Annotated in this window: 26 protein-coding genes; 14 read left to right on the top strand and 12 right to left on the bottom strand. The window is 73.2% G+C overall.

Going from position 1 to position 23,060, the window contains the following annotated elements:
• Positions 1-2: 2 nt before the first annotated feature.
• Positions 3-500 carry a hypothetical protein gene (locus tag BLP29_RS00855; protein WP_133378944.1) on the bottom strand — a complete coding sequence of 166 codons (498 nt, stop codon included), beginning with the start codon at positions 498-500 and terminating at the stop codon, positions 3-5.
• A gap of 144 nt (positions 501-644) precedes the next feature.
• Here BLP29_RS00855 and BLP29_RS00850 point away from each other — a divergent pair, with 144 nt between their 5' ends.
• From BLP29_RS00850 to BLP29_RS20835, 6 genes are all read left to right on the top strand, one after another.
• A complete protein-coding gene (locus BLP29_RS00850) occupies positions 645-1,172 on the top strand; it encodes a hypothetical protein (protein ID WP_133378942.1) in 528 nt (175 codons plus the stop codon).
• 39 nt (positions 1,173-1,211) lie between these two features.
• Positions 1,212-1,472: a hypothetical protein gene (locus BLP29_RS00845; RefSeq protein WP_092798924.1), complete on the top strand. Its 261-nt coding sequence runs from the start codon at positions 1,212-1,214 to the stop codon at positions 1,470-1,472.
• A 164-nt stretch (positions 1,473-1,636) separates the two neighbouring features.
• Positions 1,637-2,371 (top strand): HipA family kinase, encoded by a 735-nt coding sequence (locus BLP29_RS00840; RefSeq protein ID WP_133378940.1) that lies wholly within the window; start codon positions 1,637-1,639, stop codon positions 2,369-2,371.
• 8 nt (positions 2,372-2,379) lie between these two features.
• Positions 2,380-3,261: a DUF3037 domain-containing protein gene (locus BLP29_RS00835; protein WP_165839235.1), complete on the top strand. Its 882-nt coding sequence runs from the start codon at positions 2,380-2,382 to the stop codon at positions 3,259-3,261.
• Between the two features lie 357 nt (positions 3,262-3,618).
• Positions 3,619-3,765 carry a hypothetical protein gene (locus BLP29_RS20840; protein WP_165839234.1) on the top strand — a complete coding sequence of 49 codons (147 nt, stop codon included), beginning with the start codon at positions 3,619-3,621 and terminating at the stop codon, positions 3,763-3,765.
• Positions 3,766-4,075: 310 nt separating this feature from the next.
• A complete protein-coding gene (locus BLP29_RS20835) occupies positions 4,076-4,243 on the top strand; it encodes a hypothetical protein (protein WP_165839233.1) in 168 nt (55 codons plus the stop codon).
• 51 nt (positions 4,244-4,294) lie between these two features.
• Here BLP29_RS20835 and BLP29_RS00820 read toward each other — a convergent pair whose 3' ends face one another.
• The 3 genes from BLP29_RS00820 to BLP29_RS00810 are packed head-to-tail and all read right to left on the bottom strand — an operon-like array spanning position 4,295 to position 5,990.
• On the bottom strand, positions 4,295-5,191 hold the full coding sequence (locus BLP29_RS00820; protein ID WP_092798914.1) for a tyrosine-type recombinase/integrase: 897 nt from the start codon (positions 5,189-5,191) through the stop codon (positions 4,295-4,297).
• Positions 5,188-5,508: a hypothetical protein gene (locus BLP29_RS20830; protein WP_092798912.1), complete on the bottom strand. Its 321-nt coding sequence runs from the start codon at positions 5,506-5,508 to the stop codon at positions 5,188-5,190. Before BLP29_RS20830 ends, BLP29_RS00820 begins: the two co-directional genes overlap by 4 nt.
• Entirely contained in the window at positions 5,505-5,990 is a 486-nt protein-coding gene (locus tag BLP29_RS00810) for a DUF6907 domain-containing protein (protein WP_092798910.1), read from the bottom strand. Before BLP29_RS00810 ends, BLP29_RS20830 begins: the two co-directional genes overlap by 4 nt.
• A 62-nt stretch (positions 5,991-6,052) precedes the next feature.
• On the opposite strand from BLP29_RS00810, the gene BLP29_RS00805 reads away from it, so the two are divergent.
• The 8 genes from BLP29_RS00805 to BLP29_RS00770 all read left to right on the top strand — a co-directional run bounded on the left by BLP29_RS00805 (position 6,053) and on the right by BLP29_RS00770 (position 14,948).
• Positions 6,053-6,577 (top strand): ATPase, T2SS/T4P/T4SS family, encoded by a 525-nt coding sequence (locus tag BLP29_RS00805; RefSeq protein ID WP_243469599.1) that lies wholly within the window; start codon positions 6,053-6,055, stop codon positions 6,575-6,577.
• Entirely contained in the window at positions 6,574-7,437 is an 864-nt protein-coding gene (locus BLP29_RS00800; RefSeq protein WP_092798908.1) for a type II secretion system F family protein, read from the top strand. The genes BLP29_RS00805 and BLP29_RS00800 overlap by 4 nt, the downstream gene beginning before the upstream one ends.
• Complete coding sequence (locus BLP29_RS00795) at positions 7,434-8,375, top strand: type II secretion system F family protein (protein ID WP_092798906.1); 942 nt, start codon at positions 7,434-7,436, stop codon at positions 8,373-8,375. Before BLP29_RS00800 ends, BLP29_RS00795 begins: the two co-directional genes overlap by 4 nt.
• A gap of 10 nt (positions 8,376-8,385) precedes the next feature.
• A complete protein-coding gene (locus BLP29_RS00790; RefSeq protein ID WP_092798904.1) occupies positions 8,386-8,586 on the top strand; it encodes a hypothetical protein in 201 nt (66 codons plus the stop codon).
• A gap of 4 nt (positions 8,587-8,590) precedes the next feature.
• Positions 8,591-8,995: a TadE/TadG family type IV pilus assembly protein gene (locus BLP29_RS00785; RefSeq protein WP_243469598.1), complete on the top strand. Its 405-nt coding sequence runs from the start codon at positions 8,591-8,593 to the stop codon at positions 8,993-8,995.
• Positions 8,992-9,447 (top strand): hypothetical protein, encoded by a 456-nt coding sequence (locus BLP29_RS00780; RefSeq protein ID WP_092798900.1) that lies wholly within the window; start codon positions 8,992-8,994, stop codon positions 9,445-9,447. Before BLP29_RS00785 ends, BLP29_RS00780 begins: the two co-directional genes overlap by 4 nt.
• Before the next feature lie 123 nt (positions 9,448-9,570).
• Positions 9,571-11,343, top strand: coding sequence for a putative bifunctional diguanylate cyclase/phosphodiesterase (locus BLP29_RS00775; RefSeq protein WP_092798898.1), 1,773 nt, complete (start codon positions 9,571-9,573; stop codon positions 11,341-11,343).
• A gap of 56 nt (positions 11,344-11,399) precedes the next feature.
• Positions 11,400-14,948 carry an ATP-binding cassette domain-containing protein gene (locus BLP29_RS00770; protein ID WP_207798243.1) on the top strand — a complete coding sequence of 1,183 codons (3,549 nt, stop codon included), beginning with the start codon at positions 11,400-11,402 and terminating at the stop codon, positions 14,946-14,948.
• Between the two features lie 24 nt (positions 14,949-14,972).
• Here BLP29_RS00770 and BLP29_RS00765 read toward each other — a convergent pair whose 3' ends face one another.
• From BLP29_RS00765 to BLP29_RS00730, 8 genes are all read right to left on the bottom strand, one after another.
• On the bottom strand, positions 14,973-15,677 hold the full coding sequence (locus BLP29_RS00765; RefSeq protein WP_092800547.1) for a PIG-L deacetylase family protein: 705 nt from the start codon (positions 15,675-15,677) through the stop codon (positions 14,973-14,975).
• Positions 15,670-16,719 carry a discoidin domain-containing protein gene (locus BLP29_RS00760; RefSeq protein ID WP_165839232.1) on the bottom strand — a complete coding sequence of 350 codons (1,050 nt, stop codon included), beginning with the start codon at positions 16,717-16,719 and terminating at the stop codon, positions 15,670-15,672. The genes BLP29_RS00765 and BLP29_RS00760 overlap by 8 nt, the downstream gene beginning before the upstream one ends.
• Before the next feature lie 151 nt (positions 16,720-16,870).
• On the bottom strand, positions 16,871-17,434 hold the full coding sequence (locus tag BLP29_RS00755; protein WP_092798892.1) for a hypothetical protein: 564 nt from the start codon (positions 17,432-17,434) through the stop codon (positions 16,871-16,873).
• Between the two features lie 83 nt (positions 17,435-17,517).
• A complete protein-coding gene (locus BLP29_RS00750) occupies positions 17,518-18,249 on the bottom strand; it encodes an HAD family hydrolase (RefSeq protein WP_092800544.1) in 732 nt (243 codons plus the stop codon).
• A complete protein-coding gene (gene wecB / locus BLP29_RS00745; protein ID WP_243469597.1) occupies positions 18,246-19,400 on the bottom strand; it encodes a non-hydrolyzing UDP-N-acetylglucosamine 2-epimerase in 1,155 nt (384 codons plus the stop codon). Before wecB ends, BLP29_RS00750 begins: the two co-directional genes overlap by 4 nt.
• Positions 19,397-20,536: an ATP-grasp domain-containing protein gene (locus BLP29_RS00740; protein ID WP_092798890.1), complete on the bottom strand. Its 1,140-nt coding sequence runs from the start codon at positions 20,534-20,536 to the stop codon at positions 19,397-19,399. Before BLP29_RS00740 ends, wecB begins: the two co-directional genes overlap by 4 nt.
• On the bottom strand, positions 20,533-21,666 hold the full coding sequence (locus tag BLP29_RS00735; protein WP_165839231.1) for an exosortase/archaeosortase family protein: 1,134 nt from the start codon (positions 21,664-21,666) through the stop codon (positions 20,533-20,535). Before BLP29_RS00735 ends, BLP29_RS00740 begins: the two co-directional genes overlap by 4 nt.
• Complete coding sequence (locus tag BLP29_RS00730) at positions 21,663-23,033, bottom strand: glycosyltransferase family 2 protein (RefSeq protein ID WP_243469596.1); 1,371 nt, start codon at positions 23,031-23,033, stop codon at positions 21,663-21,665. Before BLP29_RS00730 ends, BLP29_RS00735 begins: the two co-directional genes overlap by 4 nt.
• Positions 23,034-23,060: the final 27 nt, after the last annotated feature.

Here is a 23,060-nt window from a genome sequence, read left to right as displayed (position 1 = left end):
CCTCAGGTGGTCTCGTTGCAGCCGAAGAAGAAGTAGGCGCGACCGTCAAGCACCGACGCGTGCATCTGAGCCGTAGTGCTGTTGCTGAACGACAGATCCGACTCATTGATGGCCACGGGCAGGATGTAGTTGCGGCCCGACGGAACCAGGCCGGCGTAGCGACCTGAGGTTGCCCCCAGCGCCCACCCCGGATCGATGGCCATGCTGGCGACGTCGGGGACGTAGTCGACGCGGTAGTTGTCGGTGGCGCCGGACCGCTCTATCCCTGTGAGGCATTCGTCTACCGAGTAGCTGAACTCTGGATGGTTGTTGCCAGCCATGTACTCCGCGAAGCCTTGCAGCCCGTCCATGCTGGACTGCGACAGGCCATAGAACAGGGTCCGCACCAGGGCCTGGTCGGCGAGTAGAGGGTCCTCGGTGGTCGGGGCAGCGGTCGTGGTCGGTGCCGCAGAAGCCTCCGAGGTGGAGGCCGGCGCGGTGGACTGCTGGGCGCTGGTCACGGGCGCTGGGTCAGACCCGCAGGCCGTCAGCAGTAGGGCGAAGGGCAGGCAGGCAAGAGCGGTGCGGCGCATGTGATCCCCCGTGGTCGTGCGGTTGACGGAACCGTACCGTTTCGAACCCTCCACGCGTGCCAAGATGCGGCAATGGACGGTGTCGCCCTAGCGGCGGTTGTGAGTTCGGGGCTGGTCGGTCTCGGTGGTCTTGGCTTGTCGTTCCGGACTCAGCAGCAGGCGGCCAAGCTGGCCCGTGAGCAGCGCACACAGCTGAGGCTAGAGAAGGCGTACCTCGAGGTACTGCAATTCGCCCAACTTGAGGGGTCGTGGGTCTACCACAGTCATCGCAACCTCAAGTTGGCCATCGAGGATGAGTACGAAGCGTTCACTCGAGCGCACGTTGACAGGCCATCAATCGACCGCCGTGCGTCCGCGGCGGCGCTACTGGGTGTGCTTGGGTCCACGGCCTGCCAGGACGCGTTCCGAGCGTGGTCGAAGTCGGTAGGGGAGTACGAGCGCCAGAGGGACATCGCGTTCTGGAACCGTGACAACGACGGCGGCGACCCGTTTCAGGCTCCCGCAGTCGCAGACGTCGAGCTCATGGGTGACCGGGCCAAGGACGAGGCAACGGCGCGCCGAGCGCTGGCTGCGGTGATGGCGCAGGAGCTCGCCTCCTAGAATCGAACATGTGTTCGATGAGCGTGTCATCCTGGCTGGGTGACTGCTGCCGAGCACCCCCGCTCGCAGCCGCGCCACTGCTGGGTCACCGGGATGCCCCACCAGGTCGAGCCGTTTCCCGCCGTCCTGCTCGACTGGCGACAGGCTGACGACGGCACCTGGTGGGGCCGCGTCGCCTACACCGTGCCCGGCTACTTCGAGCAGAACCTCGTGCACGCCTGGGTCGAGGGCCGATACCTCGAGGCGTTGCGGCCGGCGCCCAAGCCGCCAGCGCTAGAGCGACGGCGGAACCCGCACTAAGCCGGGGCGACTGCCGCCTCCGTCATGGCCACGTTGCATCCTTTCCGCTCATCGCCCGGTTAGGCTTCCGGTTCGGTGCTCGACCATGGGAGGCAGCTTTGGACGTCGACCAGTGGGCCGAAGCTATAGCCGGACGAACTGACGCCGGCTCGTATCCGTCTGTCGTGTTGCTGACTGACAAAGTGGCCGGAAGCCTGCTCGCGCCCTTTGAGGTGCAAGCGGACGACGAGAATCTGTATTGGGTAAAAAGTAGCTCGCTGTTACCTCCCGCCGAGCCCGCAGCCCTAGTTAAGGAATACGTGGTGGCCAGAGCGGGGGCTTTGATCGGAGCTCCGGTGTGCCGCAGCACTTTGATCCGGATCCCACCCGATCTCGACGGCGAGGAGCTGCGCGACGGGATGTTCCTGAAGGCCGGGCTTGCGCACGGCAGTCTGGCAGTGGAGCGGGCCGACGAGCGCGGTCGGCCTTATTTAGTAGAACGCAAAAGCGATGACAATGTTCGCCGCCACGCCCGCATCTACGCACTCTTCGACTGGTGCTGCGGGTCGGATGCTCAATGGCTCTATGACATTGACGACAACCTGTCGATCTATTCCCACGACCATGGTCGCTACCTGCCTCCCATGGACACTGGCTTTCTGACCCGAGCTGCCTTGGAGGCTGAGGTGGGCCGGGACAACTCACTGACCGATTCGCCGGTTGGCCTGAATGCGAATGAGTTGATGGACGTTGCCTCGGATTTGTTGAAGGTGTCCGAGAATGACCTGTTGACCATTCTCAAGGGCGTCCCGGCTTCTTGGCCCGTGGATGATGAGACTTTGGGCGCGCTAGGATGGTTCCTGTTCGAGCGCCGCGAGGGCGTGGCGCAGCGGTTGATGCAATTGACGAGTCGGGTGTAGGAGGTTCGGTGGCCAAGTACATCTACGCGCTAGTTCGATGCGTGCCCGAACCGATCACTGGCGAATTCATCAACGTCGGCGCAATCGCTGGTGACCCCACGACGGGCGACTGGGGTGTTCGGCATGTCGAGAACTTCAGTAGGGTGCAGAAGATCGCCGATGTCTCGGCTATCGACGCGACGATGCATTTTCTCGCAACGCTGAGTTCTCGAGCGGAAGACCAGGAAATGCTAGCTGTCGATGGGTTCAATGACGGTGAGCATCTTAGCGAAGCTGCACTGGCACTTTGGCATGGCGAGCTCAACAATGTCGTGCAATTGTCCCGTCCTCGACCCGTGATCGCAGCGGATGCAGAAGCCGCACTTGACCTGGTTTTTTCGCGGATGCTGATCGATCCCGCTCGGCAGAAGCGCGGGGGACTCTCGAAAGCAAGAGTACTCAAGCAGGTTAGAGATTCATACGTTTCTGCGGGCGTGGATGAGCGTATGTTGCAGTCGCGGGTGGAGATGTTCGTAGGGGACAAAGTCGACACCAGGCTTGACATCGTCCTGGGGCATCGGCGGGCAGTTCAACTGACCCAAGCGTGGTCATTTCAGCGGGCCAGTGTTGATGCCCTAAACACGGACATCAAGGCGTGGGGCTATGCGATGATGCGTCTTCGCAACAATGACGAAGCTCGCATAATTACGGGACGGGATGAGTTCGTCGTCGTATCCCCCGATGTGCCTCTCGAGGTCGTGATTGCGCAACCGGAGAATGATGCGCAAAATAGGGTCTTCGATGTGGCAATGGACATATTCATGGACCTCAGGGCCCATGTAGTTCCCTTGGACCGAGTCGAAGAGGTCGGTATCCGCGCTCGTGAACTCTTGGGGAGCTCGCCTTACTGATGTCTCCGCCAATCGAGGGCATGACCTGCTCGCCGGACTCAGCGTGAAAGACCGTCTGGTGGAGCTGCGAGCATCTGCTACCACCAGACGGTCCGCGAGGCGGCTCTTGGCAGACGCCACCGCCGAGCACGGCCAGGGGTCGCCGCTGCGACTGCCGCAGAAGCAGGCCTATGCCGAGGCCACCGACGAGTGGACCCGGCTCATCCGAGCCGCCTACGCCGACGGCCACCCCATCGCGGACATCGCTAGGGCTGCTGGGGTAGCTGCGTCGTCGGTGCACTACCGACTCAAGCAGGGTGATTCACCGACCTAGGTGGCCAGGTCGCGGGGCGATCACCCGCACGTCAACATTCCCACATGAGTGTCGACCCGCTGGCCTTTACCCATACCCCCACGAACAGCCCCGGCGGACCGATGGACTGGCCGGTGTTTATCACTTTTGCCATCGTCTTCGTTCTCGTCGGCGGCTGGATTCTGTGGAACAAGATGAAGGGCCGCGGGTAGGGTTACCTCAGGGCTAGTTGGCGGGTCGATCAACTGTTGCCGTCCATCGCCACCAGGTGCGCCCCTGGTCGTCGACCTCCTCGACCGGTCCCGTGACTGTCACCTGCCCCAAAGGCCCACCAAAGCTCGCCACAGCCCGCAAGCGGAGGTCCCCACGCAGGGCCATGGTGGCCCGCTCGTCGTCCCGGAAGGGCAACGACACCTCGGCGCGGAGCTCTGTCACGCGGGCGACGCTAGTTGGGCTTTCGCCGCAGGCCGACATGGGTGCACCCTTGAGGGGTATTGCACGGCTAATCAACTTGGAGCACCCATGAGCACGAATGAAATTGCTCGGCGCATCGCGGCTGCGTACGCATGGCCGCTGGACGAGACCGCTGCTGGCGTCGACTGGTATGTGCGGCAGATCGGACTGGCGGGGGCGATGCAACTCGACGCCCGGACCATCGAGCGGTTCGAGCGGGTCTATCCGCTGATCTAGCGGCGGTAGGGCTCCGCCGGCCACGGGGGTAACCGGCGGAGCCCTGCCAGCCTAGGCCGTCTCGGCGACGTCGGCGGCCCACTGTTCTTCCATTGCGGCGACCATCCCGGCGGCCTGGCTCTGATCGAACGCCGCGTACACAGCGGTCGTGTTGGGTGACGAGTGACCCAGCAACTCCTGGACCAACCGGATGTCTTTCGTCAGTCGATAGGCGGTCGTTGCGTACCTGTGACGTAATTGGTGTGCCGTGGCGTCGATGCCGACGCGCTTGAAGAACGCGTTCAGTCCCGACGACACCGAGCGTGCCTCGATCTGTCGAGCATCCAGGCCGTAAAACATCGGCCCCGACCTCTGCCTGCCATGGGCGACCAGTGCATCAATGACAGGCTGGGGGACTGGCACCACGCGTTCCTTGCCGCCCTTGCCGTCCCGAACCAGCAAGGTCGGTTCATGGCCGGCCGTGTGCAGGTCCGACCAGTTCAGCCCGGCAATCTCTTGACAGCGAAGCCCGCAGAACCCGCCGAGCAGCAGCCATGCCCGCATCTTGGGACTGGCCGCACCCACTGCCAGCCGGAAGTCCTCGTCGCTGATGGGTCGGGGGAGTCCCCGGGTCAGCTTGGGTCGCGTCAGGCACTGACTCGGGTCGTCATCGAGCAGCTTGGTCTTGACGGCCCAGACATAGAACGCTCGAGCGTGAGAGACGTAGGCGTTGCGGCTCTCTGGGGCTCGCCCGGACACCTTGTCCCGCTCCCAGTAGAGGAGGTCTCGTTCGGTGGCCTCCACCAGGGGCTTGCCGAGGTAGAGGGCCAGTCCGATGAGGAACCCCCGACGCACCCGAAGGGTGTTCTTCGATAGGCCGCGTAGCTCGCGAGCCCAGGTGATGTAAGCGTCGATCTGCGGGTCGTGATCCTCGCGGGCCGGAGGGATGAGGCGCAGGTTGGCGGTCACCGTCCGGCCTTCATTCCCTGGAGGGTCTGAGCCAGCTTGGTCCGAACCGGGTGGCCGGTTGCTTCCACGACGTCCAACAGCGGGTCCAACACGTCCTGTACCAACGTGCCCAGCGCTGCGGCGAACACGTATCCAGCCTCACGAGGGCCGACCTCCTCGACCAGCTCCTGCGTGAGCTGCTCTAGATCTCGTGGGCGGTTGCTCGCGACCGCGGCAGCGAACGCGAGGATCGCGCCCCGCTCGTTGACGGCGTTGACGCTGACCACCCCGAGCGGCCCCCCGTGGTCATCGCGGAGGAAGTGCACGCTGTCGGTCACTGCGACACCTCGCGGGCCTTGTCGGCGGCGGCCAGCAACGCTGCCGACAGCTTGTGCACGTCGTCCGGGTCGAAGCTGCCCTCGATGTGCAACCACACGGAGGGGTTGCCCTGGCTGATGGTGCTGTCGTTGCTGTCGTCTCGTAGTTCGGGGACCGTGACGGTGATGGACATCTGGCCGACGTAGTCCTCCCGAGCCGCGACGCCGGCGGGGGCCATGTCCACGGTGTGCTCTCGGCTCTGCTGCGCGCCCGGCTCGTCCCCGGCCATGAACAGGTGGCCCTGCTCTCGAGTGCACCAGTCAGGGCAGGCAACGCTGGTCTGACGGGCGACGTGGTGGTCGTGAACGAGGTCAAACCAGCTGACGTCGTTGTCGTTGTTGAGGCGGGTCAGCATCGCCGGCAGGTCAAACTCGGTCGGGTCGTACTCGTAGGTCGTGAGCTCGAGGCGCAGCATCGTCTCGGTCCAAGTGGTGCTCAGCATGGTGGCGGTCTCCTGCTTTGGTTGGCGGCTACTTGTGCAACAGCTCTAGCTTCGAGCTCCGCGTGCCCCTGCCCGACGTCGTCGCCATGCAGACCCGCCAGCCCAACCTCGAGGGCGCCGGTGAGATCCCGCTGCGCCGGCTGGTCAAGGAGGCGCTGCGCATGCGCCCCTCCCGCATCGTGGTCGGCGAGGTGCGCCAGGAGGAGTGCCTCGACCTGCTCATCGCGCTCAACTCAGGGCTGCCGGGCATGTGCACGCTGCACGCCAACAGCGCCCGCGAGGCCGTGGTCAAGATGTGCACGCTGCCGCTGCTGGCCGGGGAGAACGTGGGCCACGGCTTCGTCGTCCCGACGGTGGCCAGCAGCGTCGACCTCGTCGTGCACGTGGGCACCGACCCCTCGGGGCAGCGACGGCTGCGCGAGGTCGTCGCGCTGCCCGGCCGCGCCGAGGGCGCCGTCGTCGAGACGGCGGACATCTTCACCACCCGCGACGGGCGGCTGGTGCGCGCCGACGGCTACCCGCCGCACCCCGAGCGCTACGCCGCCCTGGGCCTCGACCTCCCCGCACTGCTGGGCGACCGCCGGTGACCGTCCCCGGCGCGCTGCTGGGGCTGGCGCTCGGGGTCGGGCTGCTGCTCGTCTGGCGCAGCGGTCCCCGCGCCCCGCAGCGCCGCAGCGCACCCCGCGACGACGGCCGCCGGCGCCGGCTGCTGGCCGCGGCCGGGCTCACCGGGATCAACCCTGCCCAGCTCACCGCCCTGCAGGTGGTGCTCGGGCTCGTGGTCGCCGTCCTCGTGCTCGTCACCACCGCGACCGTCACCATCTCCCTGGTCTTCGGTGCCTTCGGTGCCGCGACGCCCTACCTGCTCGTGCGTCGGCTGGCGCACAAGCGGCGGGCCGACCTGCGCGAGGTGTGGCCCGAGGTCGTCGACAACCTCGCGTCGGCCGTGCGGGCCGGCTTGTCGCTGCCGGAGTCGCTGGCCGCGCTGGCCGTCCGCGGGCCCGAGGTGCTGCGCGAGCCGTTCGCCCGGTTCGCCGCCGACCACCGGGCCACCGGCCGCTTCGCCGACAGCCTCGACCGCCTCAAGGACGAGCTGGCCGACCCGGTCGGGGACCGCATCGTCGAGACCCTGCGCGTGGCCCGCGAGGTGGGTGGCAGCGACCTGGGCCGCGTGCTGCGCACCCTGGCCACCTTCCTGCGCGAGGACGCCCGGGCCCGCGCCGAGCTTGAGACCCGGCAGGGCTGGATCGTGCAGGCCGCGCGGCTCGCGGTGGCCGCACCCTGGGTCGTCCTGCTCCTGCTGGCCACCCAGAAACAGACGCTGGCCGCCTACGACAGCCCGGTGGGCACCGCGATCCTGCTCGGCGGGGGCGGCGTCTGCTTCCTCGCCTACCGGCTGATGCTGCACATCGGGCGGCTGCCCGAGGACGTCCGGGTGCTGCAGTGAGCGGCGGCGTGCTGGGCGTCCTGCTCGGGCTCACCCTGTCGGCCGGGGTGCTGCTCGTGCTCCGCTACGCCCCGCCCTTCCGGGCCGTGCGGCTGGTCGACCGGCTGGCGCCCTACGTCGCCGACACCCCGCCGCCCTCGCGCCTGCTGGGCACCGCCACCGAACCGGGGATGCTGTCGGCGACCCGCCGCGTCTTCGGCCCGGTGCTCTCCGACGGCGCCCGCCTGGTCGACCGCGTGCTCGGCGGCCGGGTCGCCGTCCGCCGCCGGCTCGACGCCCTCGGTGCGGCCGGCGGGGTCGAGGAGTTCCGCGTCGAGCAGGTCGTGTGGGGCGGGCTCGGCCTGCTCGGCGGCGGTGTGGCCACCATCGTCGTGGCCGGGCTCAGCGGGAGCCTCAACCTGCTCAGCGCCGCGTTGGTCTGCCTCGGCGGCCTGGTCAGCGGGGTGCTCGGCCGGGACTGGTGGCTCACCCAGCAGGTGCGCAGGCGCGAGGAGCTGCTGCTGGCGGAGTTCCCCGTCGTGGCCGAACTGCTCGCCCTGGCCGTCACGGCCGGGGAGAGCCCGACCTCGGCGATCGCCCGGGTCACCCGGCTCTCCGGCGGAGAGCTGGCCCGCGAGCTCGGCGGCGCGCTCGGTCGCGCCCGGGCCGGCGTGCCGCTCGTCACCGCGCTGCAGGAGGTCGCCGACCGCACCTCGGTGGAGGCGCTGGCCCGCTTCGTCGACGGCCTCGTCGTCGCGATCGAGCGCGGCACCCCGCTCGCCGAGGTGCTGCGCGCCCAGGCCGCCGACGTCCGGGAGGCCGGCAAGCGCCGGCTGCTGGAGGCCGGGGGTGCCAAGGAGATCCAGATGATGGTCCCCGTCGTCTTCCTGGTGCTCCCCGTGACGGTCCTCTTCGCCCTGTTCCCCGGACTGATCAGCATCGTGACGCTGGCCCAATGAGGAGACCTGCATGTTGTTCCTGACCCTGATGATCACCGGCGCGCTCGACCGGCTGCGGGGCGAGGACCCCGAACGGGGCGACGTCCCGGGCTGGGTCATGATCACGGTGATGACCGCCGCGCTGGTGCTGGCGATCCTCATCCCGTTCCGCGAGGCGATCGTCGCGGCCATCCAGAACGCGCTCTCCTCGGTCACCAGCGGTGCCGGCTGACCGCGTGACCGACGGCGTGACCGACGACCGGGAGCGGGGCAGCGCAGTCGTCGACTTCGCCCTGGTCTCGGTGCTCGTCGTCGTCCTCCTGCTGGCGGTGCTGCAGGTCGCCGTCTACGTGCACGTGCGCAACGTGGTCACCAGCAGCGCCCAGGACGGCGCCCGCTACGCCGCCAACGCCGACGTGCCCGCCGCGGCCGGCGCGCAGCGGACCCTCGACGTCGTCGCCCGCGCCACCAGCCCTGCCACGGCCGCCGGGCTGACCTGCACCAGCGACCAGGAGACCGACCCCAGCGGTCTGGTGCTGGTCGTCGTCCGCTGCGAGGGGGCGGTGCCCAGCCTGCTGGCCGCCCTCGGCGACCTGCTCCCGCTGTCGGTCACCGGGCGCGCCGTGGAGGAGGCGCCGTGAGCCGCGAGGGCGAGGACGGCGAGCGCGGGTCGGCCATCGTCGAGTTCGTGTTCATCGCGGTGGTCGTGTTCCTGCCGCTGGTCTACCTGGTGGCCGGGTTCTCCGCCGTCCAGCGGGGGGTCTTCGCCGCCGACGCCGCCGCTCGTGAGGCCGGCCGGGCGATGGGGTCGGCGCCCGACCCGGCCACCGGCGAGACCCGCGCCCTGGCCGCGGCGGCGCTGGCGGTGCAGGACCAGTCGGTGGACGCCACCGACGTCCGGGTGGCCTTCGTGCCCCCGGGGGTGACCTGCACGGCGACCAACGGCGGGTACCGGCCCGCGCTGGCGCCGGGGGAGGAGTTCGGCGTCTGCGTCACGGTGACCGTGCGGGTGCCGCTGCTGCCCGACTTCGTCGACGCCAACACCGCCACCGGCCAGTTCGTCGTCGAGCGCGACCGCTACGTCGACCCCTGAACCGGGGGACGGATGGGGTCGGTGGGGCTCCTGCGACGGGCAGTCGCGCAGGACGCGCGGAAGTCACGCGGACCCGGTGCGGTCGGCGGTCACCGGGGCCCGAGCAGAACCTAGGCTGTCCCCGTGCCGACACCTGCCGTCCCCGTCGAGGACGGCGGGCGTCCGGGCGGCCACCGGTCCCGCCGTCGCCACCCCGCCACGCCGGCGCTGCCCGGGTCGGTGCTCGACGCCCTGCCCGCGCCGACCGCGCTGCTGGACACCGACGGCACCGTGCTGCTGCTGAACGCCGCCTGGGCCGACCAGCTCGCCGAGGGCGCCGGGCTCCCGCTGGAGGTCGGCGACGACTACGCCGAGGCCGTGCTCACCGCCCGCGACGACGACGACGTCCGCCAGCTCATCGAGGGCCTGGGCGCGCTCATCGAGCACGGCGGCGCCCCGGTGTCGGTCGACGTCGCGCTCGGCGCGGCCCCGGTGGGCCGCTGGGTGCACGTGCAGGCCGCCCGGGTCGACGAGTCCGGTCAGCTCGTGGTCACCCACACCGACATCACCGCCAGCGTCGAGGCCGTGCGCGACAGCGCCCGCCGCGCGCTCTACGACCACCTCACCGACCTGCCCAACCGGGTGCACCTGCAGGAGCTGGTCGAGGCCGAGCTGGGCGGCGCCGACGGCGGTTCGGTCGCCGTCCTGGTGCTCGACGTCGACGAGTTCAAGGCGGTCAACGACACCCTGGGTCACGACACCGGCGACCTGCTGCTGCGCCAGGTGGCCGCCCGGCTGGCCCGCGCCACCCGCGAGCGCGACACCGTCGGCCGGCTCGGCGGCGACGAGTTCGTCGTCCTCGGCCGGGACGTCGACGCCGAGGAGGCCGTGCAGTTGGCCCAGCGCTGCCGTGCGGTCTTCGCCGACCCGTTCAGCGTCGCCGGGGCCACCGTGCCGTTGACCGTCAGCGTGGGGGTGGCGGTCAGCGGCGGTGAGCGCCGCACGGCCACGGACCTCATCCGCGACGCCGACCTCGCCAAGTACGCCGCGAAGGCCGCCGGTCGCGACACCGTCACCCTGTTCTCCGGTGAGCTGCGCGCGGCCGCCCAGCGCCGCCTGCACGTCACCACCGAGCTGCGCGACGCCATCGCGGCCGGCCAGCTGGTCGTCCACTACCAGCCGTTGCTGCACCTGCGCACCCGCACGGTCACCGGTGTCGAGGCACTGGTGCGCTGGCAGCACCCCGAGCGCGGCCTGCTGCCGCCCGCGGAGTTCGTGCCGGTCGCCGAGGCCAGCGGACTGGTCGACGAGCTCACCCGCTGGGTGCTGGCCACCGTCTCCCGCGACGCCGCCGAGTGGGACGCCATGGGCCTGCCGCTCACCGCCGCGGTCAACATCAGCGCCACCCACATGGGGTCGGGCACGCTCGTCTCCGACGTCACCGCGGCCCTGGCCAGCAGCGGGCTGCGGCCCGAGCGGCTCGTGCTGGAGCTGACCGAGACCAGCGTCGCCGAGGACCCCGAGCGCGCCGCCGAGCAGTTCGCCGAGCTGCGGGTGTCGGGCATCGAGGTCTCCATCGACGACTTCGGCAGCGGCTTCTCCTGCCTGGGCCAGATCGTGTCGATGCCGGCCGGCATCCTCAAGATCGACAAGTCGCTGGTGCAGGGCATCGCCGGATCGGGCCACAAGCAGGCCAGTCAGTCCGCGGCCGCGGTCGAGACCGTGGTCAGCCTGGCCAAGGCCTGCGGCATGCGCAGCGTCGCCGAGGGCGTCGAGACCCCCGAGCAGCTGGCCACCGTCGCCGCGCTGGGCTGCACCTACGCCCAGGGGTTCGTCATCGCCCGGCCGATGCCGGCCGAGGACCTCCCGCGCTGGCTGGGTGCCCGCAGCCGCCGCCGGGCCGCGCTCGCGGGCTGACCACCCGCGGCGAAAACCGGGCGCGCAGCGTCGTACCCGGTCCGTACGGTGCCGGTGTGGACGGTGCTGGTGCGGAGGTGGAGGGCAGGACGGCGCGGGCGCCGCTGGGCCGGCGTCGGCTCTCCGGTCCGGGCGCCCGGGCCGCCGTGCTGCTCGCCGTGCTGGCCGCCGTCGCCGAGACCTTCGGCACCGTGGTCACCGGCCGCATCGCCGAGGGCCCCACCGCAGCGCTGCTGGCCGCGTTGGCCGTGTTCCTCGTGGGGTCCGCGCTGTGCGAGGTCGTCGGGCGCACCCTGTTCGCCACCGCGGTCGGCCGGGCCGAGGGCGTGCTGCGCGCCGACCTGCTCGACGCCGCGCTGCACCAGCCGCTGACCCGGCTGGAGGAGCAGGGCGTCGGCGAGCTGCTCGACCGGGTCGACGACGACACCCGCCAGCTCGCCGTCCTGCTGCGCATCAGCGGCTGGGCCATGGGCCGCGCGGTGCTGCGCTCGGTGCTGGCCTGGGTGGCCGCGGGCCTGGTGTGGTGGCCGGCGTGGATCGCGTTCCCGCTGGTCGCCGTCCTGGTGCTGGCCGCGGTGCGCCGGCTCACGCCGCTGCTGGCCCGGTCCAAGACGCTGGAGGAGGAGGCCTGGTCCGACGGCGCCGCCCAGCTCGAGGAGGCCGTCGCCGGCCGGGACGACGTGCGCACCTCCCTGGGCCAGCCCTACGTCCTCGCCCAGTTCGCCGCCCGGGCGGCGGAGATCCTGCGCCGCAACGGGCGCACCTCGCGGGTGGCCTCCCGGGTCGCCCTGCGCAGCGGGCTCGTGCTGCACGGCCTGCTCGCGGCGCTGGCCGTCGGGGCCGTGGCGCTGGTCGACGGCGGCACCCTCGACGTCGGCACCCTGGTCACCCTCTGGCTGCTGGTCACCACCTTCGTCGGCCGGCTCGACGAGGTGAACCACCACCTGCCCGAGATGCACGAGGGCCTCGGCGCCCTGGCCCGCATCCGGGCGCTCATGGCCGCCGCGCCCGAGCCGCAGGGCGGGCGCCCGCTGCCGGCCACCGGCGGCGCCGTCGAGGTGCACGACCTCGACTTCACGTACCGCACCGACGGCCACGCCGAGCCCTTCCACCTGCGCGTGCCGAGCTGGTCGGTGCCGGCCGGCACCACCTGCGCGCTCGTGGGCCGCAGCGGCGCGGGCAAGTCGACGCTGGCCAAGCTGCTGTCGCGGGCGGTCGAGCCGCCGCCGGGCACCGTGCACGTGGGCGGCCAGGACGTCACCGCCACCGACCTGCAGGCGCTGCGCGCCGGCGTCGGGGTCGTCACCCAGCGCACCGAGCTGCTGGCCGCCACCCTCGCCGAGAACCTCACCCTGTTCGCCGACGTCCCCCGCGCCCGGGTCGAGGCCGCCGTCGCCGAGCTCGGCCTCACCGAGTGGGTCGCCGGCCTGCCCGACGGTCTGGACACCCAGCTCGGCCCGCGCGGGGTCACGCTGTCGGCCGGCCAGGAGCAGCTCGTCGCCTTCGCCAGGCTGCTGGTCCGCGACGTGCAGGTGGTCGTGCTCGACGAGGCCACCGCCCGCATGGACCCGGTGACAGAACAGCTGGTCACCCGCGCCGCCCAGCGGCTGCTGCAGGGGCGCACCGGCGTCGTCGTCGCGCACCGGCTGGGCACCACCCGGTGGTGCGACGCGGTCGCCGTGCTCGACGGCGGGCGCATCGTGCAGCAGGGCCCGCGCGCCGAGCTGGCCACCACGCTCGGGCCCTTCCGCGACCTGCTGGTGGCGGCGGGGGCCGACGGGGCCGTCGACGTCCCGGCGCCCGAGCCCGCCGTGACCGAGCGCGTGACCCAGCCCGCGACCGAGCCCGTAATAGGGCCCGGGGCCGACCGCGGGATGGGCGCGCCGGCCGACCGGCGGCCCGTGCGACCGGCCCCCCGGCCCCCGCGGGTGCGCCTGGCCCGGTCGGTGGTGCGGGCGATCGTCGCCCACCCGGCCTGGGGCATCACCTCGTGCGTGGCGTTCTGGATGGGGTCGGTCACCGGCACCTACGGCATCCTCACCGGCGCCCTGTGGGGCCGGCTGGTCGAGGGCCTGGAGGACGGCCGCACCCCGGTGCTCACCGCCGCCCTGCTCGCGGCCGGGTTGCTCGTGTCCTCGGTGTGCGTCGCCGTCGCGTTCCGCTGGTTCCCCGTGTGGTGGACGGCGGTGACCCTGCGCCTGCGGCTGGCCGTGCTGCGCGGGCAGACCGAGCAGCACCGCCTGGCCCGCACCCCGCCCGGCGAGGTCACCGCCCGGGCGCTGGACTCCGACCGCCTGCTCAACCTCGCCGACCGCTGGATCGACGTCTCCTTCGGCGCCGCGGCCACCGTGGCCACCGTGCTGGTCACCGGCCAGCCGGTCGCCGGCCTGGTGGCCGGCAGCGTGATCGTCGGGGCGGTGGTGCTCGCCGCGCTCGGTGCTCCCGCCGCCGGTCGGGCGGGCCGGGTGGCCGGCGACCTGCGTGCGGTGTTCGGCCGGCAGCTGGTCTCGGCGCTCGAGGCGGTGCGCACCGTGAAGCTGGCCGCCGCCACCGGCACCGTGCAGCGCCACCTCGAGGCCGTCGACGCCCGCCGGGTGGCCGCGACGGTCCGCGAGACCCGCATCCGCACGCTGCTCGAGGGCGGGCCCGTGGTGCTGGTGCAGACCGCGATCGTGGCGTCGTGGGCCCTGTTCCTCACCGGTGCCTGGGACCTCGCCACCGCCCTCACCGTGAGCACCGCCGTCGCCGGCTTCGGCTGGTACGGCATCACCGCCGGCCTGGCCGTGGTCGAGCGGCCCATCGCCGGGGTGTGGCTGCGCGAGGCCAGCACGCTGGCCGGCCGCTCGGACCTGGTGTCGTTGCCCGACGGCGTCGACCTGGTCACCGGCAGCGCGCCGGCCCCGGCCGACCCCGACCGCGTGCCGCTGCGCACCCTCGAGCTGCAGGGGGTCACCGCGGTGCACGACGACGGCACGGTGGGGGTGGCCGACGTCGACCTGCGGGTCCCGGCCGGCTCGCTGACCCTGCTGGTCGGGCGGGTGGGCGCCGGCAAGTCCAGCCTGCTGGCCGCCCTGGCCGGCCTGGTCGACCACGAGGGCGCCATCCGCTGGAACGGGGTCGACGTCACCGACCCGCAGCTGTTCCTGCGCCCGGGCCAGGTGGCCCACGTGGCCCAGGTGCCCCGGGTGCTCTCGGGCAGCATCGCCGAGAACGTGGCGCTCTCGCACCGGCGCGGGGTGGACGCCGCCCTGCACACCGCCCGCATGCAGCCCGACGTCGCCGACGCCGGGGGAGTGGGCGCCCTCGTCGGGCACCGCGGCGTGCGGCTGTCCGGCGGGCAGGTGCAGCGCCTGGCCCTGGCCCGTGCGCTGGCCACCGGCGCGGAGCTGGTGCTCGCCGACGACGTCAGCTCGGCGCTGGACGCCCGCACCGAGCTCGAGCTGTGGGCCGCGCTGCGCGAGCGGGGGTCCACCGTCGTCGGGGCGTCGTCCAAGCGCGCCGCGCTCGCGCTGGCCGACCAGGTGGTGGTCCTCGACGCCGGACGGGTGGTCGACCGTGGCCGCTGGTCAGACCTGGCTGCCGAGTGGGGGCACCTGGCCGGCTGAGGCTCCCGGACCCCGGGGCGGCGCTCAGTCGAGCAGGGCGGCCAGGTCGCGCGGCACGGCTCGCCGCTCGGCCACGACCTGGGCCTGCTCCCGCCGGGCGGCGGGAGCAGCGCGGGGGGTGGGCGCCAGGTCCAGCACCATCCTGGTCGGCACGAAGGCCTCGGCGTAGCCGATCCGGGCCTGCGACCCCCAGTAGCGGGCAGCGGCGACGACGGCGTCGGGCTCCACCATCGGGGAGAGCTCGACCTGGGAGGCGTGCGCCTTGAGGGCCACCAGCTTCCCGCTGAGGAACCCGGTGACGTCCACGAACACCGTGGGGTTGAACGTCAGCGTCGACGGGCTCTGGTAGTGCAGCACCCGGGGCAGTCGGCGGGCGGCCGACCGGGTGGCGGCCGCCGCGGCCCGGTGGTCCTGGTGGCTGTCGTCCGGGGCGTGGACGTACACCAGGTCCGCCCCGGTCTCCTCGAGCACCCCCTCGACCAACCGCACCGTCGCCGCGTCCGGGGTGAGGCTGCAGTCCAGCAGCCCGCCCCAGCGGAGGCTGACGCCGAGCGTCTCCGCCGCGGCCCGCTGCTCCTGGTGGCGGTTCGCGGTCCCGGGTCCGGCCTCACCGCCGGTGAGGACCAGGACGGTGACGGTGTCCCCGGCGGCCACGTGGGCCAGGAGCGCACCCCCGCAGCCCAGCTCGACGTCGTCGGGGTGCGCGCCGATCGCGAGGACGTCAGCCACGGCCGGCCGCCTCGGCGTCCCGGGTGCCCCGCTGACGGCGGACGGCGACCGCACCGACCGCGCCGGCCAGCACGACGGCGCCGGCCAGCACGGCACCGTTGGCCAACGCCGGCAGCTGCGAGCTCGCGCAGGACGGCGGCAGGTCCGCGGAGCTGTCCAGCCGCTTGCCGTCCAGCTGCCACGACGGGTTCGCGTCCAGGTCGGCCTGCGTGAGGGTCAGCTGGAACACCCCGTGCTGCGTGCCCGGCTGGAAGGTCGTCGGCAGGACCGAGTTGTAGGTCGACGGGGTGAAGGTGTTGTCCGGCCCGGGGGCGAGGTCCACCGGGGTGTCCGAGTCGTTGGCGTAGCCGAACACCACCGTGTACGTGCCGTCCTCGTTCTGCGTGTAGCAGTCGGCCAGCGGCGTCAGACCGCCCCGGGTCGTGCTGGGCGGCGGCTGCGTCGCCGTCGCGCCGTACACCTGCACCTCGGCGAACTGCATGCGGTAGCCGCTGCCGTCGCTGTCCACGTAGCGCGTCTGACCGGTGATGCGCACGTAGCGGGCGGTGAGGTCGGAGAACGCGCTCGACCGCGGAGCGGCGGACAACGTGGGGTCGTCGAGCTCCCACACGGTGGTCCAGGTGCTGCCGTCCGTCGACGTCGCCACGGTCGCCGTGGTCGGGAAGCCGTAGCCGGCCTCGGCGCCGTCGTTGCGGGGCCACAGGACGATCTCGTCGACGGACGACTGCTCGCCGAGGTCCACCTGGAACCACTCGGTGTGGGCGGTGTCGTACCGGTCGACGCTGCTCCACCCCCGGGAGCCGGGCGTCGAGTCGGTGCTGCCGTCGACCGCGTGGGCCGCCGACCACCCGTCGGAGTTGTTCTCGTACGAGGAGCTCGCCGACACGGTCGCACCGGCCGCGAGGTCGGTCGCGTCCGCACCGGGCGCGGCCCAGGCCACCCCGGGTGCCAGTGCCAGGCCGACGACACCGAGGACGGCGGCGAGGGAGTACGCGGTGCGTCGACGACCGGGGGTCCGGGGTCCTGCGGTGCGGTGCGGCATGGGTGGTCCTTCTCGTACCGACGGCGGTGGTTCCGCCGCACTGTCTGCTGTTCGGCCCGTGGTCGGCCGGGCGTAGCCCGACCGCCCCGGCATCGCTCGGAGGGGGGAGGTCACCGGCCCCGCAGGGCAGGTGGTGGTGGGGGAGAGGGCCTCACACGCCGGACTGCGCGGCGCGTGCGCCGGAGCGGCGGTCGTTGCGGCGGTCGTTGCGGCGCAGCAGCACGAGGCCGACCAGCGCGGCGGCGGCGAGCGAGCCGACCACGACGGCCCCGTTGGCCAGCTGCGGCATCTCCGAGCCGTCGCACGCGGACACCTGGCCCACGGTGCCGGCGGACAGGGTGGTGCCGTCCAGGCTCCACGAGGCCGGGTCCAGCCCCTCCAGCTGGCGCTGGGTCAGCACGACCGAGGCCACACCGTGGTGGGTGCCCGGCTCGAACCGGGTGGGCACCTGCGACTGCCACGCCTCGGGCTCGGTCCGGTTGTCCGGGCCGACCGGGATGTCGCGGGTCACCGACTCGTCGCTCACGTAGCCCAGCACGCCGGTGTACGTGCCGTCGCCGTTGTCGCGGTAGCAGTCGGCGATGGGGCGGACCGTGCCGCTGGCGGCCGAGGCGCTGCCCGGGGCGATGGCCATCGCGAGCAGCGAGAGGAGGACGACCACGACGAGCCGGGCGCCCTTCCGGGTCGGGCTCGACGTGCGGGTGGTGCTGGACAAGGCGGGTCTCCTCGAATGACGGTGCGTGATCGCAGGCTTACCCTGGGGCAGCTCTGGGCGTACGTACAGCTGATCGACGCGGTCTACGCCGAAGGGGTGAGACCACCCGCCGCGTGCAGCGCCCCCAACGCCGCTGCGGCCGCCTCGGGGAACGAGTCGACCGTCCGCCAGGGCGTCGGACCGTCCACCCGGTGCGCGTGCTCGCCCTGCCGCACGCGGATGGCCGGCGCCCCGACCGCAGCTGCCACGGCGACGTCCTTGTCGGGCCGGTCGCCGATCACCAGCACGCGGTCGGCGGGCACCCCCAGCCGGCGCGCGAGCTCGAGCAGTCCGGCGGGGTGCGGCTTGCGCACCGCCCGGCTGCCCAGGGCGTCGGTGACGACCACCTCGTGGAGGAGGGGGAGCACCCCCGTCGCGGCCAGCTTGGCGTCCTGGGTGCGGGGGTCGCCGTCGGTGAGGCAGCCCAGCGGTGCGACGGCGCGCAGGGCGTGCAGCGCCTCGACCACCCCGGGGTGCAGCGGCAGCGACGCGGGCCGGTGGGCCACGAAGGCGGCCACCAGCGCCGGCACGTGCTCCCCGACGTCCTCGGCCACGACGCCGGCGGCCAGCAGGGCGCGGTCGATGGTGCCCCCCGTGTCGGAGCCGGCTGCCAGCTCGGCGTCCAGCGCCCGGTGCACGGCGGGGCCGTCCAGGCCCGCGGCGGCGGCGGCGGCGCCCACCGCCGCCGCCGCCCCCGCCAGGTAGGCCGACTGCGGGTACAGCGTGTCGTCGAGGTCGACCACCACCGCCCACGGCGCGCGGTGGAGGTGGCTCACCACGGGAGCCGCCCGCCGGTGAAGTCGGGCTCGGTCAGCGCCAGCAGCTGGTCGGTGCGGGGGTCGGCCAGCACCGCGGCGACCTGGGCGCCCGCCGTCCCGTCGCCGTAGGGGCAGGGCAGTGCGGCGGCGCGCGCCTGGCCCTCGGCGGCGGCGTGCGCCCGGGCGGCGGCCAGCACGTCGCCGGCCGCCTGGTCGGTGGCCAGCCCGGCGAGCGTCGTCGTCCCGGCCTCGACCCCCTCCCAGCGCGGGGTCGACGAGCGCAGCACGACCACCGGGACGCCGAGGTAGGCGGCCTCCTCCTGGATCCCGCCGGAGTCGGTGACGGCCAGGACGGAGCCCGCCAGGACGGCGAGCAGGTCGTCGTAGTCCAGCGGACCGGTGCACCTGACCCCGGGGTGGTCCAGTCGCCGGTCCAGCCCCGTGCTCGCCAGCCGGGCCGCGGTGCGGGGGTGCACCGGGAAGGTGACCGGGCCGACCTCGTCGGCCAGCCCGCGCACGACGTCCACCAGCCGGGCCAGCCGGGTGGGGTCGTCGACGTTGGTCGGCCGGTGCGCGGTCACCAGCACCCCGGCCCGGTCCGCGACCGGACGGGGGGTCGTGCCGCGCTCGACGAGGGTGTCCACGACCGGGTTGCCGACGACGAACACCCGCTCGGCCGGCACGCCCTCGGCGGCCAGGAACTGCGCCGCGCGGGTGGTCGGGGCGAAGTGCAGCTGGGCGACCGCGGCCGCCACCCGCCGGTTGACCTCCTCGACGCTGCGCCCGTTGAAGCTGCGCAGCCCGGCCTCCACGTGCGCGAAGGGCACCCCGGCGGCGCGGGCGGCCAGGGCGTAGGCGGGCACGGTGGCGGTGTCGCCGAGGGCCAGCACGAGGTCGGGGGCGAACCGGGCCACCGCGGCCGCGGCGTCGGCGTGCACCGCACCGGTGCGGGCCGGCTGCCCGGCCGGCAGCTCGAACCGGTGGGTGGGGTGCAGCCCGAGGCTGGCCTGCACGCCCGACCCCATGGCCGGGTCGGCGTGCTGGCCGGTGTCCACGACGGTCACCGTGTGCCCGGCCGCGCGCAGGGCCCGCACGACCGGCGCCAGCTTGACCACCTCGGGGCGGGTGCCGAACGGCACCAGCACGTGCCGGGCGCGGATCCCGGTCACGACCGCACGCCGGAGCGCGCCGGGGCCGAGGCGGGCAGCGCCGGCAGCGCGACCCCGTCGGGGCCGGTGAACGTCTCGGCGAAGTAGCGGCTCATGCGCACCCCGGGGGTGAACCAGAGCCGGGGCAGGGCGGTGCCGGGGGTGCGCACCCCGGTGAGGTAGGTCCCGACGACGTCGGCGCCGGCGGCGAGGGTCAGGGGGAGCCCGCCGGAGAACCGCGGGTTGACCTCCATGACCGTCGCCGTCCCGTCCTCGGCCACGAAGCCCTGCACGTTGGCCGGCCCGGTCAGCCCGACCGCGGCCAGCGTGGCCTGCACCAGCTCGGTGACCGGCACCGAGGCGAACGTCGTGCCCTTCACGGAGATGCCGGCCCGGGTCTCGGTGCGCCAGCGCGGCACCACGGTGAGCAGCTCGCCGTCCCGGTCGACCAGGGCGTCGGCGGTGAACTCGCGGCCGGTCAGCCGGGTCTGCACGACCAGGTCGGGGTCGGCCGCCAGGGCGGCGCGCACGGCGGTCGGGTCGTCGAGCAGCTGGACGCCGCGGCTGCCGCGGCCCGTGCGGGGCTTGACCACCCAGGGGCCGGGCACGTCGGCGACGCCGTCGCGGTGGGCCGACGTCGCCGGGTGCGCCACGCCCGCGGCGACCATGCGGCGGGCGAACAGGTCCTTGTCGCAGCACAGCTGCACGGCCTCCTCGTCGGGCAGCCAGCTGGCCAGCCCGTGGGCCGACAGCCACGGCGCGGCGGTGCGCAGCGCGGGCAGCTCCTCGGCGACGGTCGGCACGAGCGCGTCGCACCCGTGCCGCACGGCCACGGCCAGCAGGGCGGAGGCGTAGCCCGGGTGGTCCCCGCGCGGCACCGTGGCCGAGGCATCGGCGAGCGCGCCGCCGGCGGCGTGCGGGTCGGCGTCGACGGCCACCACGCGGTGGCCCGAGGCCACCAGGTGCCGCACGACGGCGACGCCGGCCGGCCCGCCGGCGCCGGTGACCAGGACGGCGGGTGGGGTGTGCCGCCCACCGGTGCGCGCCGGCGGCGGCACCGGGACCGGCACCCGGATCCGGACCGTGGTCTCGCTCGGCGGGGCCGGGCGCGGGGCAGCGCGGTCGGTGGGGGGCACGGGCGGCGGGGCGAGCGTCACGGGAGGTCCTCGGGGTGGGGTCGGGCGAAGTCGAGGGGCGTCGGCAGTGCTCCGCGGGCCGGCGGCGGGGCGGTGCGGGGGGCGGTGACCGCGCCGTCGGGAGCGGCGTGGGCGCCGTGCGGCCGCCGGGGTCGGGGCGCGTCGTCGCGGTGCCCGCTGGCCTGCATCCAGCCGCGCGCCCACAGCCGCAGGGCGCTCACGCGGGCGTCGACGACCGGTTCCCACTGGCGGGCGGCGACGGCGAGCGCCAGCGCCTCGAGCACGCGCGCGTCGTCGTCGTAGGTCGCCACGGCCACCAGCGACGCCGAGTGGGCGCCGAGGCCGTCGGCGGCCAGCCGCTGCACGGTGGCGATGCGGCGGTCGACCGGCTGGTGCCCGATCCGGTAGTCGATGCGGCCGGACTCCCGGCGGGCGGCCAGGTGGGCGGACAGCCGCCGGGGGAGCACCCGGCGGTGCACGAACGAGGCCAGGCGCGGGCGGCTGCCCGCGGGTGGGGCTACCACGTCGGCGGTGCGGTAGCCCAGCCCGGGGCGGGCCCAGCTCTGCGGACGTCGCGCGGTGTGCCGGCCGGCGACGTCCTGCTCGGCGCGTTCGGCGGCCGGCAGCGTGAGGCAGACCATCAGCAGGAACCCGCCCAGCGTGCTGGCCAGGGCCCACAGGGTGCCGGCCCAGTCGTGGAACAGGGTCATGGCGGGTCCACCCCACGCCCACCCGGCCAGCGCCGAGAGGACCAGCCGCACCATGTTGGCGACCACCACGGCCGCCGTGGCGACCACGAGCCCGAACAGGGCGTGCAGCCCGCGACCGCGCAGCACCACCGCGGTGAGCGCGACCAGGCCGCCGACGCTGAGCACCGACGAGCAGGACAGCGTGACGATCCCCTCGAGCACCTCGCCGGGCCCGCGGAAGATCAGGATCGACCCGGGGACGACGCCGGAGGTGTCCACGCCGAGCAGTTGCAGCACCTGCACCGTCCAGGCGGCCTCGTGCACCTGGAACCACTCGGCCGCCCAGAAGTAGCCGACGACGCAGATGGTGATGGCCACTGCGAGCTCGCCGGCGATGGTGAGCAACCGCCGGTCGGTGCCGAGGTGCCCGGGGCGGGGCAGGGCCGGCGCCGCGGCGCTCACCGCGACACCGCCGTGGTCAGGGGAGCCGGGGCCACGGTCGACGTGCCGCCGGTCCGGGAGGTCTTGACCCACGCGTAGGGCCGGCCGACCATGCCGTCCACGTAGGCCCGGGTCGTGATCCACACCGACAGCGCGAAGGCGGGCAGGAACCCGATCAGGCGCCAGGCCGCCCGGCGCTCGACCCGACCGACGAGCAGGCCCACGGCCAGCTCGGCCATCGGCCCGACGAACAGCAGCATGGCCAGGGGGAGCAGAGCGACGGCCGGCGCGCCGCCGAGCCCGGCGGCGCGGAGCGCGGTGAGCAGCAGACCCAGCCCGCACAGCACCGGCACGTGGTAGGTCAGCAGGAACAGCACCGACTCGACCTTCTCGACCACCCGCAGGTGGGGCGAGCGCAGCACGGGCCACGTGTAGTCCCGGAAGCACTTCTGGTGGCCGCGGGCCCAGCGGTAGCGCTGGGTCCAGAAGCGGCGGGCGGAGACCACGCCCTCCTCGTAGTCGATCGCGGTGAGGTCGTAGCGCACCCGCTGGCCGCTGAGCAGGATGCGCAGGGTCAGGTCGGTGTCCTCGGTGACGCTGGCGGGGTTCCACCCGCCGAGCTCGCGCAGGGTGCTGACCCGGACGGCGCAGTTGGCCCCGCCGTAGGCGGGCAGCTCGAACAGGGCCTGCCGCCCGTACTCGTTGACCAGGTAGCCCGAGAGGAAGTCCACGAACACCGTCGTGGCCATCGACGACTCCTTGCCGTTGCGGATCACGCAGCGGCCCATCACCGCGCCGACCCGGGGGTCGCGGAAGTGCCGCACCAGGCGCAGCAACGCATTGGGCTCGGGCTCGTGGTCGGCGTCGAAGACCAACGCGATCTCGGCATCCACGGAGGCCAGGCCGAGGTTGAGGGCGCCGGACTTGCCGCCCCCCGCGCCCGGCGGGCGGTGCAGCACCCGCAGCCGGGGGTCCAGGGCGGCCCGGGCGTCGAGCAGGACGCCGGTCTCGTCGTCGGAGGCGTCGTCGACCACCACGAAGGTGATCCGGTCCGCCGGGTACTCCAGGGCCAGCAGGGCGGTGAGCATGCCCTCGACGACCAGTGCCTCGTTCTTGCAGGCCACCAGGACCGCCACCGACGGCGTCCAGCCGGCCAGGTCGACGTCGGCGGCCAACAGGTCGCGCTCGGCCCACCGGGCCGCGGCGACGGCGAAGCCCAGGTGCCGCAGGAAGAACACGGCGAAGACCACGTTGAGCGCCCCGGCCACCACGCCGAGCACGGGGTCGACGCCCCAGGTGAGCAGCGCGGCGGCCGCGACGCACCCGTAGACGCCCAGCGCCAGCCAGTGCCCCTGCGGCCGCGATGCCCGTTCGTGCTTGCTCGTCACGCTCCACCTCTGTCTCCGTGCTGCGCT

The sequence above is a fragment of the Klenkia marina genome, from assembly GCF_900101025.1.
In the GTDB taxonomy this organism is placed as follows: Bacteria; Actinomycetota; Actinomycetes; order Mycobacteriales; family Geodermatophilaceae; genus Klenkia; species Klenkia marina.
Note: the sequence above shows the minus strand (reverse complement) of the source record. Positions and strands in the feature narration are given on the sequence as shown.

What these genes read in the sequence shown, in the direction of transcription:
- BLP29_RS20840 (WP_165839234.1), top strand. Translation starts at nt 3,619, where the DNA reads ATGAGTGTCGACCCGCTGGCCTTTACCCATACCCCCACGAACAGCCCC.
- BLP29_RS00760 (WP_165839232.1), bottom strand. Translation starts at nt 16,719, where the DNA reads ATGCCGCACCGCACCGCAGGACCCCGGACCCCCGGTCGTCGACGCACC.
- BLP29_RS00810 (WP_092798910.1), bottom strand. Translation starts at nt 5,990, where the DNA reads ATGCTGAGCACCACTTGGACCGAGACGATGCTGCGCCTCGAGCTCACG.
- BLP29_RS00790 (WP_092798904.1), top strand. Translation starts at nt 8,386, where the DNA reads ATGTTGTTCCTGACCCTGATGATCACCGGCGCGCTCGACCGGCTGCGG.
- BLP29_RS20835 (WP_165839233.1), top strand. Translation starts at nt 4,076, where the DNA reads ATGAGCACGAATGAAATTGCTCGGCGCATCGCGGCTGCGTACGCATGG.
- BLP29_RS00850 (WP_133378942.1), top strand. Translation starts at nt 645, where the DNA reads ATGGACGGTGTCGCCCTAGCGGCGGTTGTGAGTTCGGGGCTGGTCGGT.